The organism is Microcoleus sp. S13_B4, from assembly GCF_036700885.1.
Lineage (GTDB): Bacteria > Cyanobacteriota > Cyanobacteriia > Cyanobacteriales > Microcoleaceae > Microcoleus.
In genome coordinates this window covers 1-16,862 of record NZ_JAUBPU010000052.1, presented here as the reverse complement: position 1 = coordinate 16,862, position 16,862 = coordinate 1, and the positions used below count along the sequence as shown (strand labels likewise).

The 16,862-nt window shown below is 46.4% G+C and carries 17 protein-coding genes; 14 read left to right on the top strand and 3 right to left on the bottom strand.

Annotated elements, in window-relative coordinates:
* Positions 1 to 2: 2 nt before the first annotated feature.
* The 3 genes from QT994_RS21480 to QT994_RS21470 all read left to right on the top strand — a co-directional run bounded on the left by QT994_RS21480 (position 3) and on the right by QT994_RS21470 (position 1,839).
* Positions 3 to 377, top strand: coding sequence for a type II toxin-antitoxin system RelE/ParE family toxin (locus tag QT994_RS21480; protein ID WP_333046408.1), 375 nt, complete (start codon positions 3 to 5; stop codon positions 375 to 377).
* A gap of 152 nt (positions 378 to 529) precedes the next feature.
* Positions 530 to 865: a helix-turn-helix transcriptional regulator gene (locus QT994_RS21475; RefSeq protein WP_333177958.1), complete on the top strand. Its 336-nt coding sequence runs from the start codon at positions 530 to 532 to the stop codon at positions 863 to 865.
* A 17-nt stretch (positions 866 to 882) separates the two neighbouring features.
* Positions 883 to 1,839 carry an alpha/beta hydrolase gene (locus tag QT994_RS21470; RefSeq protein WP_333177955.1) on the top strand — a complete coding sequence of 319 codons (957 nt, stop codon included), beginning with the start codon at positions 883 to 885 and terminating at the stop codon, positions 1,837 to 1,839.
* Between the two features lie 321 nt (positions 1,840 to 2,160).
* On the opposite strand, the gene QT994_RS21465 is transcribed toward QT994_RS21470, so the two are convergent.
* On the bottom strand, positions 2,161 to 2,388 hold the full coding sequence (locus tag QT994_RS21465; RefSeq protein ID WP_333177952.1) for a hypothetical protein: 228 nt from the start codon (positions 2,386 to 2,388) through the stop codon (positions 2,161 to 2,163).
* Positions 2,389 to 2,501: 113 nt separating this feature from the next.
* Here QT994_RS21465 and QT994_RS21460 point away from each other — a divergent pair, with 113 nt between their 5' ends.
* Complete coding sequence (locus tag QT994_RS21460) at positions 2,502 to 2,693, top strand: DUF433 domain-containing protein (RefSeq protein WP_333177949.1); 192 nt, start codon at positions 2,502 to 2,504, stop codon at positions 2,691 to 2,693.
* Between the two features lie 50 nt (positions 2,694 to 2,743).
* On the opposite strand, the gene cysS is transcribed toward QT994_RS21460, so the two are convergent.
* Both cysS and QT994_RS21450 read right to left on the bottom strand, forming a co-directional pair.
* Entirely contained in the window at positions 2,744 to 4,288 is a 1,545-nt protein-coding gene (cysS, locus tag QT994_RS21455; protein ID WP_333177946.1) for a cysteine--tRNA ligase, read from the bottom strand.
* A gap of 110 nt (positions 4,289 to 4,398) precedes the next feature.
* Positions 4,399 to 4,521 carry a hypothetical protein gene (locus tag QT994_RS21450; protein WP_333177943.1) on the bottom strand — a complete coding sequence of 41 codons (123 nt, stop codon included), beginning with the start codon at positions 4,519 to 4,521 and terminating at the stop codon, positions 4,399 to 4,401.
* Between the two features lie 569 nt (positions 4,522 to 5,090).
* On the opposite strand from QT994_RS21450, the gene QT994_RS21445 reads away from it, so the two are divergent.
* The 10 genes from QT994_RS21445 (at position 5,091) to QT994_RS21400 (ending at position 16,773) form a co-directional block, all read left to right on the top strand.
* Positions 5,091 to 6,443, top strand: coding sequence for a DUF4912 domain-containing protein (locus QT994_RS21445; RefSeq protein ID WP_333177941.1), 1,353 nt, complete (start codon positions 5,091 to 5,093; stop codon positions 6,441 to 6,443).
* 703 nt (positions 6,444 to 7,146) lie between these two features.
* Positions 7,147 to 8,463: an ABC transporter substrate-binding protein gene (locus QT994_RS21440; RefSeq protein WP_333177939.1), complete on the top strand. Its 1,317-nt coding sequence runs from the start codon at positions 7,147 to 7,149 to the stop codon at positions 8,461 to 8,463.
* Between the two features lie 258 nt (positions 8,464 to 8,721).
* On the top strand, positions 8,722 to 9,630 hold the full coding sequence (locus tag QT994_RS21435) for a sugar ABC transporter permease (RefSeq protein ID WP_333177936.1): 909 nt from the start codon (positions 8,722 to 8,724) through the stop codon (positions 9,628 to 9,630).
* Between the two features lie 64 nt (positions 9,631 to 9,694).
* Entirely contained in the window at positions 9,695 to 10,558 is an 864-nt protein-coding gene (locus tag QT994_RS21430) for a carbohydrate ABC transporter permease (protein ID WP_333177933.1), read from the top strand.
* Between the two features lie 139 nt (positions 10,559 to 10,697).
* A complete protein-coding gene (locus tag QT994_RS21425; protein WP_333177930.1) occupies positions 10,698 to 11,780 on the top strand; it encodes an ABC transporter ATP-binding protein in 1,083 nt (360 codons plus the stop codon).
* Between the two features lie 333 nt (positions 11,781 to 12,113).
* Entirely contained in the window at positions 12,114 to 12,464 is a 351-nt protein-coding gene (locus tag QT994_RS21420) for a hypothetical protein (protein WP_333046425.1), read from the top strand.
* 464 nt (positions 12,465 to 12,928) lie between these two features.
* Entirely contained in the window at positions 12,929 to 13,339 is a 411-nt protein-coding gene (locus tag QT994_RS21415; protein ID WP_333177928.1) for a DUF3574 domain-containing protein, read from the top strand.
* A gap of 99 nt (positions 13,340 to 13,438) precedes the next feature.
* A complete protein-coding gene (locus QT994_RS21410) occupies positions 13,439 to 13,705 on the top strand; it encodes a hypothetical protein (RefSeq protein ID WP_333177926.1) in 267 nt (88 codons plus the stop codon).
* 325 nt (positions 13,706 to 14,030) lie between these two features.
* Positions 14,031 to 14,543 carry a hypothetical protein gene (locus QT994_RS21405; protein ID WP_333046430.1) on the top strand — a complete coding sequence of 171 codons (513 nt, stop codon included), beginning with the start codon at positions 14,031 to 14,033 and terminating at the stop codon, positions 14,541 to 14,543.
* Positions 14,544 to 14,766: 223 nt separating this feature from the next.
* Entirely contained in the window at positions 14,767 to 16,773 is a 2,007-nt protein-coding gene (locus QT994_RS21400; protein ID WP_333177923.1) for an ABC transporter ATP-binding protein, read from the top strand.
* Positions 16,774 to 16,862: the final 89 nt, after the last annotated feature.

Here is a 16,862-nt window from a genome sequence, read left to right as displayed (position 1 = left end):
ATATGAATTCGGTATTAAAACCCGTTGAATGGATCGGCAGTTCTCGCGACGACTTGCGCGAGTTTCCCGAAGATGTCCAGCAAATCATGGGTTTCGCCTTATACCGCGCTCAAGTGGGTAAAAAGCATCCTGATGCTAAACCACTCAAAGGATTTAAAGGTGCTGGTGTTCTAGAAATTGTTGATAATTTTGATGGAGACACTTACAGAGCTGTCTACACGGTGAAGTTTGAAGGAATAGTCTATGTTCTCCATGCTTTTCAAAAGAAATCCAAGCAGGGAATTTCTACTCCCAAGCAAGATATAGAGCTGATTGAAGCTCGGCTTAAGCGTGCCCAAGAACATTATCAAACATCAGGGCTGTTTAATTCTCAGTAGGGTCAATCCCCCGTGGTTGCCCCGATACCTGAAACGCCTAGTGGATGGGGCAGGGTAGGCACGGGGGACGCCCCTACAAAATCCCGATTTTCCTGAGAATGAAACAGCCCTGTATAAAACATATTTAGAACAGAAAGACTTGGAGGAATAAAATGGCTGAAGAAATGAAAGTGCATTCAAGCAGTGGGAATGTCTTTGCTGACTTAGGGCTCCCCAATCCTGATGAACTATTGATTAAGGCAGAACTAGCTCATCAAATCAGTGAGTTACTCTCGGAACGCCAACTAAGCCAGACTGAAGCAGAAAAGCTCTTAGGAATCGATCGACCCAAGATATTAGCACTGATGCGCGGTAAATTATCCGACTTCTCTACAGAACGCCTATTTAGTTTTCTCAACGCACTCGGCAGCAATGTAGAGATTCGTATTGCCCACTCCCAACCAAATGTCCAAGCTCAAACTCGCATTGTCGTAGCGCCTAGTGTATGATAAATTAAAACATTAATATGCAGCCACAATATTCCACCCAAGATTTATCCACCCTTTCGTCTATAAAATCACCAACGCTGTTTTACGAATGGCAAAATTATCGCTGTGCTTATGAGGTTTATAAACCAACTACTGCGACAGAAGATAGCATCCCTTTGTTATTAATTCATCCGATTGGAGTTGGATTGTCAAGAATCTTTTGGCATAGATTTTGTGAGAGTTGGTACAAAGCAGGGAACACTAATCCGATTTATAATCCCGACCTGTTGGGCTGCGGTGATTGCGAAATGCCGGCTGTGGCTTGCTATCCTGACGATTGGGCTGCACAGTTGCAGTATTTCTTGGAAACTGTAGTCAAAAAACCTGCGATCGTACTTGTACAAGGTGCATTACTGTCTGTAGCCTTGGCTTTAGCAAAAATGCAGCAGGAAAGCGGTTCAAATTTAATTCGCGGCTTAGTCCTCGCGGGGCCTCCCGCTTGGGCTGTGATGAACAAACATTCGACAGAAAGACAGCAACGAATTGTCTGGAATTTGTTAAATTCTCCGTTGGGAAATGCTTTTTATCGCTACGCCAGACGCGCTGAGTTTTTGCGTTTTTTTTCAGTAAAACAACTGTTTGGCGATGCGGCAAAAGTTGACAGCGAATGGTTGGATGCTTTGCAGGCTGGGGCGGCAAATCCTGACAGCAGACACGCGGTTTTCTCGTTTTTAGCGGGGTTTTGGCGGCAGGATTATAGCGGTACGATTCAAAAGTTCGATCGCCCCGCACTGATTGTGATGGGAGAAAAAGCCTCAAGCATCAGTCAAGCGGGTAAGGAAGAGAAACCGGATGAAAGATTAGCGCAATATTTAGCTCATTTTCCCAATGCGGAAGGTTTATTAATGCCGGGGCGGAATGTTTTGCCCTACGAATCAACCGCAGAATTTGTCGCGGCTGTTGCGGAGTTTGTGGATAAGTTAAATAAACATTAAATCTATTTGTGAAGTTATTATCTAATAATAACTGACACAGTTAATAGACCTCATCATGTGTCCCGATGTCGAGTAAAACAATGACTTCACTATTTGTTTCCGTGTCCTCTTCAATCGAGAATACAATCCGACAATTATCGCCGCAAGAGCATGACTGAAGACCCTCAAGTTAGCCACCTAGTTTATGAGTACCTAGGTTGGGAAAAAATACATCTGCTTCCATTTGTTGAAGAGATTCTTCAATACGTTGCTGGAGCTCAGGATTTCGTTTAACAAACTTGCGAAATGCTCGTTTGAATTTGGGAGTCAGAACCAGTTGTCTCATGCTTCGGGCTCGTCCAAAGACTGGCGTAATGTTGCAATAACCTCCTCGGCTGACTGGTGTCGAAATTTGCCTGTACGGAAATCAGCTAATGTTTGTTGGGCATCCGCAGCTATTTCGGCGCGGATACTCTCGCGGTGACGGTTTTGCAGGATTTTTATCAGCATTTCCTGCTGTTCGTAGGACAGTTGCAAAGCAGTTTCTAGCACTTGGTCGAGGGTATTCATAGAGCTAGGCTATTACCTCTAAGGTTGAACAACTTGCGAAGTTTAGTAAATTGTATCGCTTATTCCAAGATTAGGTTAAACTTCAAGAAAAATGTACTAAACTAGGTCTTGTCATGAGCGATCGCAAAATCATTACGATCGAGCCAGGTAAACGCGGTGGAAAGCCTTGCATCAGGCGAATGCGAATTACCGTTTATGATGTTTGGGGTTGGCTGGCTGCAGGAATGTCTCATGCAGAAATTCTGGACGATTTTCCAGAGTTGACGGAGGAAGATATTAGAGCGTGTTTAAAATTCGGCGGTTGAAACCGCTTCTTGTCAAACAAAGTCTGCCTCCGCACACTATGAATGTAGTTTCAACCCCGATGCCAGATGGTTGTACCATCCTTTTGATCGATCAAAGTAATCCCATTATCCTTAAGTTCGTTGCGAATGCGATCGCCCTCAGCGAAATTCTTAGATTTCCGGGCATCTTTCCGCTGCTGAATCATCACCTCAATCTCCTCATCAGTTAATCCGCTAATGATTTCAAGTTCAAGACTAAAAGATGGGGGAGGGAGACGGATAGTCGCACTTAGCGGGAAGCTTATGCTAAATCCTAAAACTCGGGCTAACTTAACAAGATTCTGCCACTTTTGTTGCAACACTTCCGAAGGCATTTCCGTTTTTCCCCCATGTACAATTATATTGCTTTCGCGCCGCAATTCCTTCGCCAATTCAAACATAACAGCTAAAGCATTAGGAGTATTGAAATCATCATCCATTGCTGCTCTAAATTGCTGTACAGCCTCACTCTCCACTATGGGCAATTTCAGAATTTTATCTAAATCCCAGCCCAATTGGGGACCGTGCACAGAACCAAAAACTAGGCTTTCTTCAAGAGTATGCCAGCCATTTTTTGCGGAGGCGATCGCCTCTTCGGTAAAATCAATTTGACTGCGATACTGCGCCATGAATACAAACAGCCTCACCGCCATCGGTTCCACCGCTTTTGACTTCTGGCTTCCTTCCAAAGCTGTATCGCCCGACCAATTTCCATCCAACAAATCGCGAATTGTAATAAAATTGTGCAAAGATTTCGACATCTTTTTGCCGTTGACAGTCACAAAAGCATTGTGCATCCAATAATTAGCAAGTGACTTGCCTGTCGCGGCTTCAGATTGAGCAATTTCGTTTTCGTGGTGCGGAAAAGTTAAATCGGAACCGCCGCAGTGAATGTCAATAGTTTCGCCCAAGCAATCGCGCACCATAGCCGAACATTCGATGTGCCATCCGGGGCGACCTTTTCCCCAAGATGAATCCCAAGCAGGTTCTCCCGGTTTAGCGCTTTTCCACAGGGCAAAATCAGAGGAATCTTGCTTTTTTTGAGCTTCTATTTCTGCGGTTTCCAATCTACCGCTAGCCCCGGCTTGCATTTCTTCCAACTTGCGGCCGGAAAGTTTTCCGTAATCGGCAAACTGCCTCACGTTGTAGTAAACGTCGCCGCCGGAGGCATAGGCATAACCTTTATTTTCTAATTCGTGAATCAGCCGTTTAATGCCGTCCATTGTATGCGTGGCGCGGGGATATTCATCGGCCCTGAGAATATTCAGCTTGTCCATATCTACGAAATATTCATCGATGAAGCGTTGCGCCACGGCTTCCATTGTGGAATTGGTTTCGCGGGCGCGATCGAGAATTTTGTCGTCAATATCTGTAAAATTCTGCACGTAGCGCACATCGTATCCTCGCCACATCAGATAACGCCGCACCATGTCCCAAACAATGTAAGCGCGGGCGTGGCCAACGTGGCAGTAATCGTATACCGTAACGCCGCAGCAGTACATCCGCACCTTTCCTGGTTCGAGGGGTTCAAAAGGTGATTCGCGACGGGTCAAGCTGTTGTAAAGCGTTAGAGTCATTCGATTTTAGATTTTAGATTTTAGATTTTAGATCTTACAAGATTTAGGCAGAAGCTCTAGGTGTAGGGTGTGCAGTGCCCACCTTATCTGTATAAGTAGCAAGTAGCGCGTCAAACCATTTTTGCGTTCAAGAGTGTGGGTTTGTAGTTGCGATCGCCCGTTAACGAAGCTTGCACCAGAGTATCGCCCAACAGGCAGCCTAGCAAATTTTGTACTAAATCTCCTCTATCCATAGTACCGCCCCGGCCGACTCAATCTCACATCTAATTCATGTCAGGGAATCTTGACAATAGTTGCCGTGACGATCCCCATCAGCGCTTAATTGTCAAGATTCCCTGACATATTGATCCCCAAAATCCCGAAAATGCGTATAAGTACCCAGGATTCAGGGCAAAGACCCCTTGACCCGATCGCAACTTGTCTGCAACATTAAGTCATGACAAAGCGATCCCAAAGAAATGCTTCGATTAAGCAGCCCTGGGAGTCGAATAGCGCGCGTGCTGCCAGCACAGCGTTGCTAGCAGCACCGGTCGCACTCACAAAATCGATCTTGTCAATCAAGAATCGACAGATAAAGCTTTATTTAGATCGGACGGTGCGCGCAGAAGCCAATAAGTCCAAACCCCCGATCGCATAGGGGAAAAGACAAGCTACAAACAAGCCAGGCTTCAAAGGTTGGAGAGATTTGGAAGCTCGATAATATGTGGATTTAAAAGAGTTTCTAACTCAAAAAGTCAACACACTTACTTGTGTTGAAAGGAAAAATCTAACCCGCCATCCTAAATTAGTGGAGAACCAACTCATGGCAAAAGAACGCCCACCATTAGAAGAGATGACTTTGCGACAACTCCGCAGAGTTGCTAGCGAATGTGGAGTCTCTCGCTACAGCCGGATGCGGAAATCGCAACTTCTGGCATCAATTCAAGAAATTCAACGCACCAAATTTTCCTACAGCCCATCTCGCAAACTAGAGGCACAAGAAGCAGTGGAAGCAGCAAAGTTTGAACTCGGTCAAGAAGATAGAACAGGCGGTTCTTTGTCGTCTGTAGATGAAGGTTTAGCAGATTTGCCCAACGGCTACGGCGAAAGCCGGGTGGTTTTAATGCCCCGCGACCCAGAATGGGCCTACACTTACTGGGACATTCCCAACGATCGCAAAGAAGAATTGCGTCGCCAAGGAGGACAGCAACTGGCCCTGCGGATCTACGACGTTACAGATGTTAACCTCGACATCCAAAGCCCGCACAGTATTCAAGAATATCCCTGCGACGAACTGGCACGAGAATGGTATGTGCCAATCCCCGTGAGCGATCGAGACTACGCGATCGACATCGGCTACCGCTGTGCAGATGGCCGCTGGCTGGTATTAGCTCGATCGGCCCAAGTTCGCGTTCCTCCCGTCTATCCCAGCGACTGGATTGAAGATCAATTCATCACCCTCGACTGGGAAGAAGAATTGCACGGCAAAACCTTCGCGGAACTGGTTCCTCCGGCCAAGAAACTCGCACAAGCAGCAGTCAATGGCAATGGTTACAGCACCAGCAACGCCATCTACGAACAAATCTTCGGCATGGCAGAATCGGCAGAATCCCTGCGCGTAGCGGGTTCTGTCTTCGGTTCCATGCAGCACGTCGCCGGTTCCGTCCAGCAAGTCGGCATCCACGAACAAGCTCTCAGTTCCTACGTCTTCCCCTCCGGCGTCGGAATGTGGGCTGCTCCTACCATGTCCGGTCTCACCGCGTCGGGTGTCGGTATGTCCGGCCTCACCATGTCGGGTGTCGGTATGTCGGGTGTCGGTATGTCCGGTCTCACCATGTCGGGTTTCGGTATGTCCGGTGTCGGTATGTCGGGAGTTGGCTTCGCCGCCCCGATGCGCCCCCGCCAGTTCTGGTTAGTTGCTGATGCCGAACTGATCGTCTACGGCGCCACCGAGCCCGACGCCACCGTCTACGTAGGCGGACAGCCGATTAAACTCAATGCTGACGGCACTTTCCGCTTCCAGATGTCCTTCCAAGACGGCTTAATCGACTATCCGATTTTTGCAGTAGCAGCAGACGGCGAACAAAACCGCGCCATCCACTTGAAATTCAACCGCGAAACCCCAGAACGGCGCACCAATACCAAGCAGGATGCTGTTGTGGAATGGTTGGGCTAATCGCTCGCGGTCGATCGATCAATGGGTGATAATGCAGGTTTGTGCCAATTTTTTAACCATCACAAGGCATAGCCTCAGCCGAGCCTGATTTGTTAAGGTTAATCCCAGACAACAACCCATAACACCCCCTATACACCGTTCTCCTGTTTTTAGGAGCGGTGTTTTTTGTATTTAGGACTTAGTTAGAAACCGAGTTTTTATAGCAAAATAGCTCGTGGATCGGCCCAGCAAAAAAAGTTATAGCCATTCTTTAAAGCAGGGATAAATATAGAATAGATTGGATGCGACCATCTGTAGGGACTTAAACCAAGCCTAATTCCGGCGCAAAACTCTGCGACGTTTAATAATTGATATAAAATTAATGGTTGTAAAAAGACTTTTTTAAACTGGTATAGCCGTTTTTAGTTGAGTGAATTACAGATATCCGGTGCAGGTCTTAGGCAAAGCCTCAGTCCCTACTTTATGTCAGCCCATTGACAATTGCTATGTTAGACAATCTTCTCAATATCTATCTGTAGACAGATGTTGACTTAACTCCCCTTCTAGATGGTTAAGTCAAAATTTGGACTCTTCACTCGACCATTATTAAGTAAGCTAAAGTTTACTTAAACTTTTATTGCACAAACTCCCTAAATTTAGTGAAACAAAACAAAGCGAGTTATGAGAGAAATAAGGCGATCGCACCGCCATTTCTCAAAAGCAAATGCAAAAAATACATTCCCTGCTGCAACGAAGCCAGAACCGTCCCCGTCTTTTAGCCTTATTCGCTGCCACATTAGCCGCCGTCTTACTTTTATTTATCCTGCCGGCACTGACTCAACAGCCAGTCGTGATCACCATGTTAATGCAAGGTCAAGACCTTGTTAACTGGAAACCCTTTGTCAGAGAATTTGAACAGAAAAACCCCGACATTCGCATCAACCTCATAGAAGGGCCTTTCGACAGCAACCTCATAGAAAATCTTTACACATCTGCCTTTCTTTTAGGCGAATCGCCCTACGACATCATCAACATGGATATTGTCTGGGTTCCCAAATTTGCAGCCGCAGGTTGGGTAAGGGATTTGACAGACAAAATTCCCCCCGAACAACTGTCCAAATTCATCCAAGGTAACGTCGAAGGCGGGCGTTATCGGGGCAAACTTTACCGAATTCCCCACGCTTCGGATGCCGGAATGCTTTATTATCGCAAAGACATTTTAGAACAAGCGGGAATTCCCGCCCCGAAAACCTTTGAAGAGATGGTAAAAATCTCTCAAAACTTGCAGAAACAGGGAAAAGCAACTTGGGGTTATCTGTGGCAAGGCAAACAATACGAGGGAGTCTCTGCGATGTTTGTCGAGGTACTCTCGGGTTTCGGCGGCTTTTGGGCTAACCCTGAAACTTTTGAAGTTGGGTTAGATAAACCGGAGGCAATTAAAGCAGTGGAATTTCTCAAAAATACGATCGCCTCCGGCATTTCTCCTCCGGGTGTCACCACCTACGGCGAAGAAGAAACCCGGCTTTTGTTTCAAAACGGCAAAGCGCTTTTTTTGCGAAACTGGCCGTATGTTTGGAAGCTGGCAAATGCCGAAGGATCGAATGTTAGAGGCAAAATTGCGATCGAGCCAATGCTCAGCAGTACGGGTAAAACAGGCGGTTCCTGCTTGGGCGGCTGGGGCTGGGGAATTGCCAAAACCTCAAAACATCCAGAACAAGCCTGGAAAGCAATTCAGTATCTTACCAGCGAGGAAACCCAGCGCAAATTTATTTTAGAAACTGGTTTAGTTCCCAGTTACAAATCCCTATTTACCAACAAAGAAATAGTCGCCCAATATCCCCACTACCCCCAACTGCTAAAAGTAGTGGAACGGTCAGCTTTGCGCCCGCCCTTGGCACAATACGCTCAAGCTTCTGATATTTTGCAGCGTTATTTGAGTTCAGCTTTTACCGGGAGAATGAGTGCAGAACAAGCAATGAAAGCAGCAGCTAGCGAAACTCGCAATTTATTAGGCAGTTTGAAACAACGCCAAGCTTCTTGAACAGTTGACAGTTGACTGTTAACAGTTGACAGTTGACAACCGTAGGGTGCGTCGCCATTCAAAATCCATCAATAAAAATCGATAATCAAGCGAGCGACGTACCCTACTAAAGCCGTAGGGTGCGTCGCCATTCAAAATCCATCAATAAAAATCGATAATCGAGCGAGCGACGCACCCTACGAATGATGTTGTAAGAGTTGTGAAAATTGGCCTTACTACGACGAACCATAAATTAGAGATAAATTAGGGCTAAAAAATATGCAAGTAGACAAGATGCGACAGCGCGAACAAAAAACCGGATGGATATTAGTAGCACCAGCTTTGATAATTCTGCTGCTAGTATTTGCTTACCCAATATTGCGCGCTTTTTGGCTGAGTTTATTCACCCAAAACCTCGGTACAGAATTAAAACTGGTTTTTTCCGGTTTTGCTAACTACAGTCGAATGTTAGGTGACGGGCGTTTCTGGCAAACTTTAGGCAACACCACAGTATTTACAGTCGCCTCTGTTGTGCTGGAATTAATTATCGGTATGGGCATTGCCTTAGTCTTAAATCAATCCTTCCCAGGGCGCGGCATCGTGCGGACAATTTCCCTGCTACCTTGGGCGCTGCCCACTGCATTGATGGGAGTAGCTTGGGCGTGGATTTTTAACGACCAATACGGCGTAATTAACGACATTTTGAGGCGTTTGGGATTGATTCAAAATAGCATTAGCTGGTTGGGAGATCCGACTTTGGCAATGATGGCAGTAATTACAGCAGATGTGTGGAAAACTACGCCTTTTGTCAGCTTGCTTTTGCTAGCGGGATTGCAATCAATTCCCGGTGATTTGTACGAAGCCCACGCGATTGACGGCGCGAGTAGCTGGCAGAGTTTCCGTCAAGTTACCGTGCCTCTGCTGATGCCCCAAATTGTGATTGCTTTGCTGTTTCGATTTGCCCAATCTTTCGGCATTTTTGACTTGATTCAGGTGATGACGGGAGGGGGGCCGGCGGGGGCAACGGAGACGGTTTCTATCTACATTTACAGCACGGTAATGAGGTATTTAGACTTTGGGTACGGGGCGGCGTTGGTGGTGTGTACTTTTTTGCTGTTAGTGGCAGCAGTTGCGATCGCCGCTTACCTGTTATCGAGAGCCCGCGTCAATGCAGCCGGAGGAAAATAACAAGATTTTATATTTTAAATTTTGGATTCCCAACAGTTGCACGTTCCTTTCATTGGTATAAATTATGTCGATCGCCCGCGAACAACCTACCAAAAAAACCTTTAACATCCGGCAATTAATCTTGCCAATCTCGGCGATATTAATCGTCGCATATTTTCTCGCACCCATCCTCTGGCAGGTACTAACTTCTTTCAAGGTAAATGCGGATATTTCGGCGATTCCAAACGTCTACATTCCCCACCGAGTTACTTTCGAGCATTACCTGTCGCTGTTCCAGCGCCGCCCGTTTGCACTTTACATTTTAAATAGCGCTTTTGTTTCCATTACTTCAACATTGCTGTGTTTAGCAGTAGGCGCTCCCGCAGCCTACGCTTTAGCCAGGTTGCGGCTGTGGGGCGAGAGAATCATCCTGGCAACTGTGACGATTGTAACGCTATTTCCGGCAGTTCTGCTATTTTTGGGACTGCTGGAAATTGTCAAAGCTTTAGATTTAGGCAATAATTATTTAGCATTAATTATTCCTTACACCGCGATCAATTTGCCGCTGACAATTTTGGTGATGCGGAGTTTCTTTCAACAGTTGCCAAAAGATTTGGAAGATGCGGCTAAAGTTGACGGATACAACACTTTTCAAATGCTGTGGCAAATCGTGCTACCGATGACATTTCCCGCGTTAGTCACAACGGGAATTTTGACGTTTATTTCAGCTTGGAACGAGTTTATATTTGCACTAACATTTATGACTCGCGAATCTCTAAAGACAATCCCCGTCGCCACTGCTCAACTCAGCGGGGTGTCAGTATTTGAGATTCCTTACGGCCCGATCGCCGCAGCTACCGTTTTGGGAACTTTACCCTTGGTTTTGCTGGTTTTGGTGTTTCAGCGGCGCATCGTTCAAGGTTTAACTGCGGGGGCGGTAAAAGGATAAATCGATTTTAGATTTTAGATTTTAGATTTTAGATTGAACTGGTTCCTAGGCTCTGGCTGGGAACGAGTCAAACAACACAGTCAACAGTCAACAGTCAACAGCCAACAGTCAACAGTCAACAGTCAACACTTTAAAAATCATGGCAAAATTGCAACTAAAAAACCTCAATAAAACCTACAGCCCTAAAGTAGTTCCCGTAAAAGACATTAGCTTAGATGTCAGCGAGGGCGAATTTCTGACATTGCTGGGGCCGTCGGGGTGTGGCAAATCTACGACACTGCGGTTAATTGCAGGGTTGGAACAGCCGACTAGAGGCGAGATTAGAATTGGCGATCGTAATGTCACTTATCTCAGACCGGGCGATCGGGATATTGCAATGGTTTTTCAAAGTTACGCCCTGTATCCGCACATGACAGTATACGAGAATATGGCGTCGAGCCTCAAACTTCGCAAAATCCCCTCCGGCGAAATCAACCGATTAGTGACAGAAGTTGCAACATCCCTAGGATTGACGGAATTAATCGATCGCAAACCAGGAAAACTATCAGGTGGACAGCGGCAGCGAGTCGCCCTCGGCCGCGCATTAGTGCGCCAACCGGAAGTATTTTTGCTCGACGAACCTTTGAGCAATCTCGACGCATTATTACGGGAAAAAGTTAGGGCAGAACTCAAACAATTATTTTCCTCCCAAAAAGCTCCTGTGGTGTATGTAACTCACGACCAAACCGAAGCAATGACGCTTTCTACAAAAGTCGCAGTTCTCAACAGCGGCAGCGTGCAGCAGTTAGACCCGCCACACTTAATTTATACCCGTCCTGCAAATCAGTTTGTAGCGGGTTTTGTGGGTAGCCCGCAAATGAATTTGCTAGTGCTTAAATGCCAGGGAAATTTTGCTCAGTTGGGGGATTTTCGAGTTCCACTCCCAAATATGCCGACTGTGCCGCCAGAAATTGTGTTAGGAATTCGCCCCGAACACGTCGGCTTTGCAGATGCAGAGGCCGGCAATATGCCGGGCCCAGACGCCATTAAAGGTGAGGTTTATTTAGTGGAAAACTTGGGAATGCAAAATTTAGTTAGCGTCCGAGTTAAAGGTTTGGAGCCAGTAACGGTGCGGGCTTTGCTGCCAAATGACCGCCACTGGAATTCGGAAATTGTAGAGCTGGTTTTTCCGCCTCAGTTGCTGCACTGGTTTGACGTGAAAACGGGCGATCGCTTGCAATAAGAATTTGCCCTGCATAGCATGATTGATTAAAAATTGTCTAACCCTGTGCTGAAAAATATTTTTTTTGCTTATAACTAACTTATGACTTTAGTTAGAGGTAGAAGTATTATGGGGCTGTTAAGGTGATATTCATGTGTGAAAAAGCTAATTGGCTGACACAGAGGTTGCGTGTTTACCAGATTTTATCGCTAACCTATAACTCTATTTAGGTGGTTAATCGGAAGTTAAAGCTAAGTTGGCTTTACCTCGCATTAGCTGCTGGTTTTGGAGCGAGTCAATTAGATAAAAAAATGTTGAAAATTATCACCAATCAACTTAGGGAGTATTATCCAGATGAATTTGATTTCCACAGCCATTGCTCGCATCAGTTCCCTGCTTAAGGGCTTTCAAATCAAGAGTTTTTTGAGTGTTGTCCTAGTCGGTTTTCTGCTTCTGACAACAAACGTTGATTCGGGAAGCAGTAACAAAGGTTTTGGCGCGCAAGCCAGCTCAAAAGCGGATCTAAACAATTCTGAAAGACCCCAAACAACGCGGGAATGGAGGCAAGAAGCTCGCGAAACGTCAGACTCTCGCGGCGAACGAGCTCAGAAGATTGGGCAAGAAGCAGGAGCAGCCGTGAAAGAATTCGGGCAGATGTACCAAGACACTGCTAAGAGAAGTATCCGCGAATTAAAGGATCAATAGCTCCACCTAAAAAAATATAACACTGAGAAACCTGATTGCTTTAGGGGCGCCGCCAAGAGTGCTCGCCCTTGCGGGTTTCTGAACACCTGAAAAGTTTGACGTTTAAAATAGGTTGAGCTACTTAATACAGCCGACGCAATCAAGTAGACGAGCATAAATAAACTAGGACAGACGCTCATAAACCCGGTTTCTCATGTGAAACTGGGTTTTTGACTTGGAAGCGCTTTATATTAAATTATATCAAATTTGGGTGACAAACCCCGTTGATAAAACTCGGCGGTTGAAACCGCTCAAGACTCAAACGAAGTCCTATGAACTCATATGTTGCACCATTCTCAATTAGCCTTTTATGAACAGGCTTTCCGGCCTGTTCCACAAGAAAATTTATCTTTTGTGGAACGGGCCGGAAAGCCCGTTCTTGAGAATGGTGTAAGATGTGAGATGAATAAACATCTTAACAGTCTTTGCTTGACCGACCTGCTGTTCATCCTGTTTGTCCGGCAACACTTGCCCGCACTCAACTTCCCGAAACTTCAGATACTAATGCCAAGCAAACAAATCTCCTCAAAGATGAACTGTATTTTGGCTTAACAAAACCAGGAGGTGAGACAATTTCTGAATCCGAATGGCAGGAGTTTGTCAAGGCAGTTATTACCCCTTGTTTTCGAGAAGGGCTAACCCTATTAGACGGCTCCGGGCAGTTTCTCAACAGATCGGGAATTCTGATTAGAGAAAACTCTAAAAGAGTTATTTTAATTTATGAAAGTAGTCGTGAAAAAAATCAAGCTATTAATGAAATTATCGAAACTTATAAGCGCACTTTCCTGCAAGAGTCAGTGCTGCGGGCAACCAGCGAAGTTAAGGTTTCTTTCTGATGTGGTCATCCAATCAGCGTATTTATGATATTATTCGTGGTAATCAAGGTCATATCCTCAAAGATAAGTAGGGTGCGGGTGCAAGAAAAATCATAATTTGTGGGTATCGATCGCAGACTGCAAAAAATCGCTAGAAAAACCTGCCTGGGAGAAAACAAAAACATGATGAACGACGGCAACCAAAAAGCTGAAGCGCCTGAAAGCGAGGATGCACAAAATTTGTCCGCCATGGCGAAAGCTTTTCTTGTGAACGTGGCTTGGTCTTACGCAGAGGCATTGGAGCGCATGAAACGATCGCAAAATCCACAGGAACCAGCGCCGGAATCTTCGACAGAACAAGTAGAACGCGATCCTGAAAAAAATTAATGAAAGACTATTAATGCGATCGATTTGCCAAACTATCTGTGCGATCGAACCCAATAGTCAATTAGCTGTTTTGAGTTAAGAACAATCAACTCAGAACAGCGAACTGTGCAGATTAAGCCGGATTTGTATTAGATTTTACAATAAAAAAAATGAAAGCCCCGTGACCCTTCAACAAGCTCAGGAAAAGCTTTAGTCCGGGGATGACAACGGCGTTGCAGGTGCGAACCTCAACTTATATCTATGCCTAAAAGAAATTTAAACTAAACAAAGTACGGTTTTACCGCTACAGTGTACAAAACAAATAACCAATTTTTAGATCGGTCTCATGTCTAATTCAAAAATGATTGGTAAAGCGATCGCAGGTAGCCTTTGCTTGGGCATCCTCATTAGCTTCAACGCCTCACTCAGCCCAGCATCCGCAGCAACACCAACAATTGCCCCAGAAACAGCAGCCCCGGCCGCCAGCAACATCGACACGCAACTCCTAGGCCAATGGCAAGGCACAGTCCCCTCCGGTCAGTCTTTCACTTTCGTCTTTGCCCCAGAAGGCAAATTGTTTCTCATGGCTAAAGGCCCCGACGGAGCCGCCCGCGCCAAAGAAATGAGGTACAAAGTTAATCTCGGTGAAAAACCGATGCACCTTGATGTCGGCCTCAGCAGCACAGAAACCGTTCAGACTGTTTTTGAATTGACTCCCGAAGGTCAAATGCGCCTTCAGTTGCAAGGCACCAATCCCGGACAGGCTAGACCTAATTCCTTAAACGAGCAGGCAACCGTGTTTAAAAAGGTCTCCGAGGCCACTACACTGCCTGCTGACACTCAAGTCATCGGTTTTTGAGGAAAATTACTCGCAGGCAGAAGGCACTCCAGTAGTTCTGAGTTTTGAGTTTTAAGTTATAAACCATTTAAAATTCAAAACTCATCCACGGCGAAGCGTTGCGAGGAATGTTAGCTTTCGCCATCTGTTATGCAAAGCAATCTTAAAATCTTCGTACTGCCTTCTGCCTTCAACAGGCCCTGCTACAATCCACTTAACCTCCATTTAACTGCCATAGACCTCCATGAGTGAAACCGTCCTAGAAGTTCGCAACCTGCGGGTTCAATTTCAATCTGCGGACGCAGGCGATGCGTCTGCAACCGTCAAAGCGGTTGACGGCATTTCGTTTGAGGTCAAGCGAGGGCAAACTCTGGGAATCGTGGGAGAGTCGGGGTCGGGAAAATCGGTAACATCCCTCGCTGTTATGGGTTTGCTTGCGAGTTCGTCAACGAAAATCGATGGCGAAATTTGGTTTTATTCGACAAAAGACGGCGCTAGCAATGGGCCTGTGAATCTGCTGGAAATGCCGGACAGGGAAAAACAAACATACCGGGGCAGCCAGATTGCGACGATTTTTCAAGAGCCGATGAGTTCGCTGAATCCTGTTTATACGATCGGATTTCAACTAACAGAAGCCATTTGTTTGCACCAAAAGGTGTCGCAGACAGAAGCGCGGCGCAAAGCTGCTTCTCTGCTGCAAGAGGTGAAGCTGCTACCGGGCGACGATGAGATCAGGCAGCGGTGTTTGGCTTTGCAGCAAGAAGCAGGTGGGGAGGACGATCGCGATTTGATGCAGCTCGTTAACGGCCAAAAACAAGCTATGCTCGATCGCTACCCCCACGAACTCTCAGGCGGCCAAATTCAGCGCGTGATGATTGCAATGGCCATTTCTTGCAATCCAACTTTATTAATTGCTGACGAACCGACAACAGCCTTAGACGTAACCGTGCAGGCAACTATCTTAGCTTTGCTGCGCGAGTTGCGGGACTCTAGAGGCATGGCAATGATTTTTATTACCCACGATTTGGGCGTCATTGCTGAAATTGGCGATACCGTGGCGGTGATGTACCGAGGCAAGATTGTTGAGTGCGGTGCGATCGAACAAATTTTCAGCAATCCCCAACATCCTTACACAAAAGGTCTGTTAGCTTGCCGCCCAACTCTCGATCGGCAACTGCGCCGCTTACCGACAGTTTCCGATTTTATGGATGTCACCACAAATGCTAGCGGCGAATTAGTAATTGTCGAGAAAAATGCCGATTTAGATGGCGACAGCAGCGGGGGAAATCCCGCTTTTGCAACAGGAAAACCGCCTCGGCTGCCGCATATTTCCGGCCCTTTGCTAGCTGTTAATAACTTGCGCGTCGGTTTTCCGGTGCAGGGAATGTTTGGCGAAACTAAACGCTTGTTTATGGCGGTAAACGATATTTCTTTTGAGGTTTACCCGGGCGAGACTTTGGGTTTGGTGGGCGAGTCTGGCTGCGGCAAATCAACTTTGGCGAGAGCTTTGCTGCAATTAATTCCCGTGGCCAGCGGTAAAGTGTTTTTTGAAGGTCAAGAAATTACGCCTCCTGCGAAAAGTAGCTCGGCATCGCAGTGGATGGCTAATTATCGGCTGAAAAAAGAGTACGATCGCAAATTGCGGTGGCTGCGGCGCGATCTGCAAATTATTTTTCAAGACCCTTTTAGTTCTCTCGATCCGCGCCTAAATGTTGGGGATGCGGTGATGGAACCGATGGTGATTCACCGCTTTGGTAAGAACCAGAAAGAACAGCGCGATCGCGGGGCTTATTTGTTGGAGAGAGTGGGTTTAAATCCCGATTTTATGCGGCGCTACCCTCACGAGTTTTCGGGTGGACAGAGACAGCGAATTTGTATTGCTAGAGCTTTGGCTTTGAATCCTAAGTTTATTATTTGCGATGAGTCTGTTTCGGCATTAGATGTGTCGGTGCAGGCGCAAGTTTTAAATTTGCTGAAGGAGTTGCAAACAGAGTTTGGACTGACTTATATTTTTATTTCTCACGATTTGAGCGTGGTCAAGTTTATGAGCGATCGCGCGATCGTCATGAACAAAGGTAAAATCGAAGAAATTGGCACTGCCGAGCGCATTTACCGCCAACCGCAGCAAGCTTACACGCGACAACTTATAGCTGCTATTCCTGCGGGGAATTTGGAGCGAATTCGGCAACAGCAACTAGGTCGCCAAGCTGCTTGGGCTCCATCGCCTGCGGATGAATCGAAACACGTTTGAGCTTTAGTGTTTTAACCCACATTCCGCACCCCGACTGTCACATGGGGTGCGGGTGGGCTGCGGTTCGCGAGTCGTGTTCAGGGCGACCA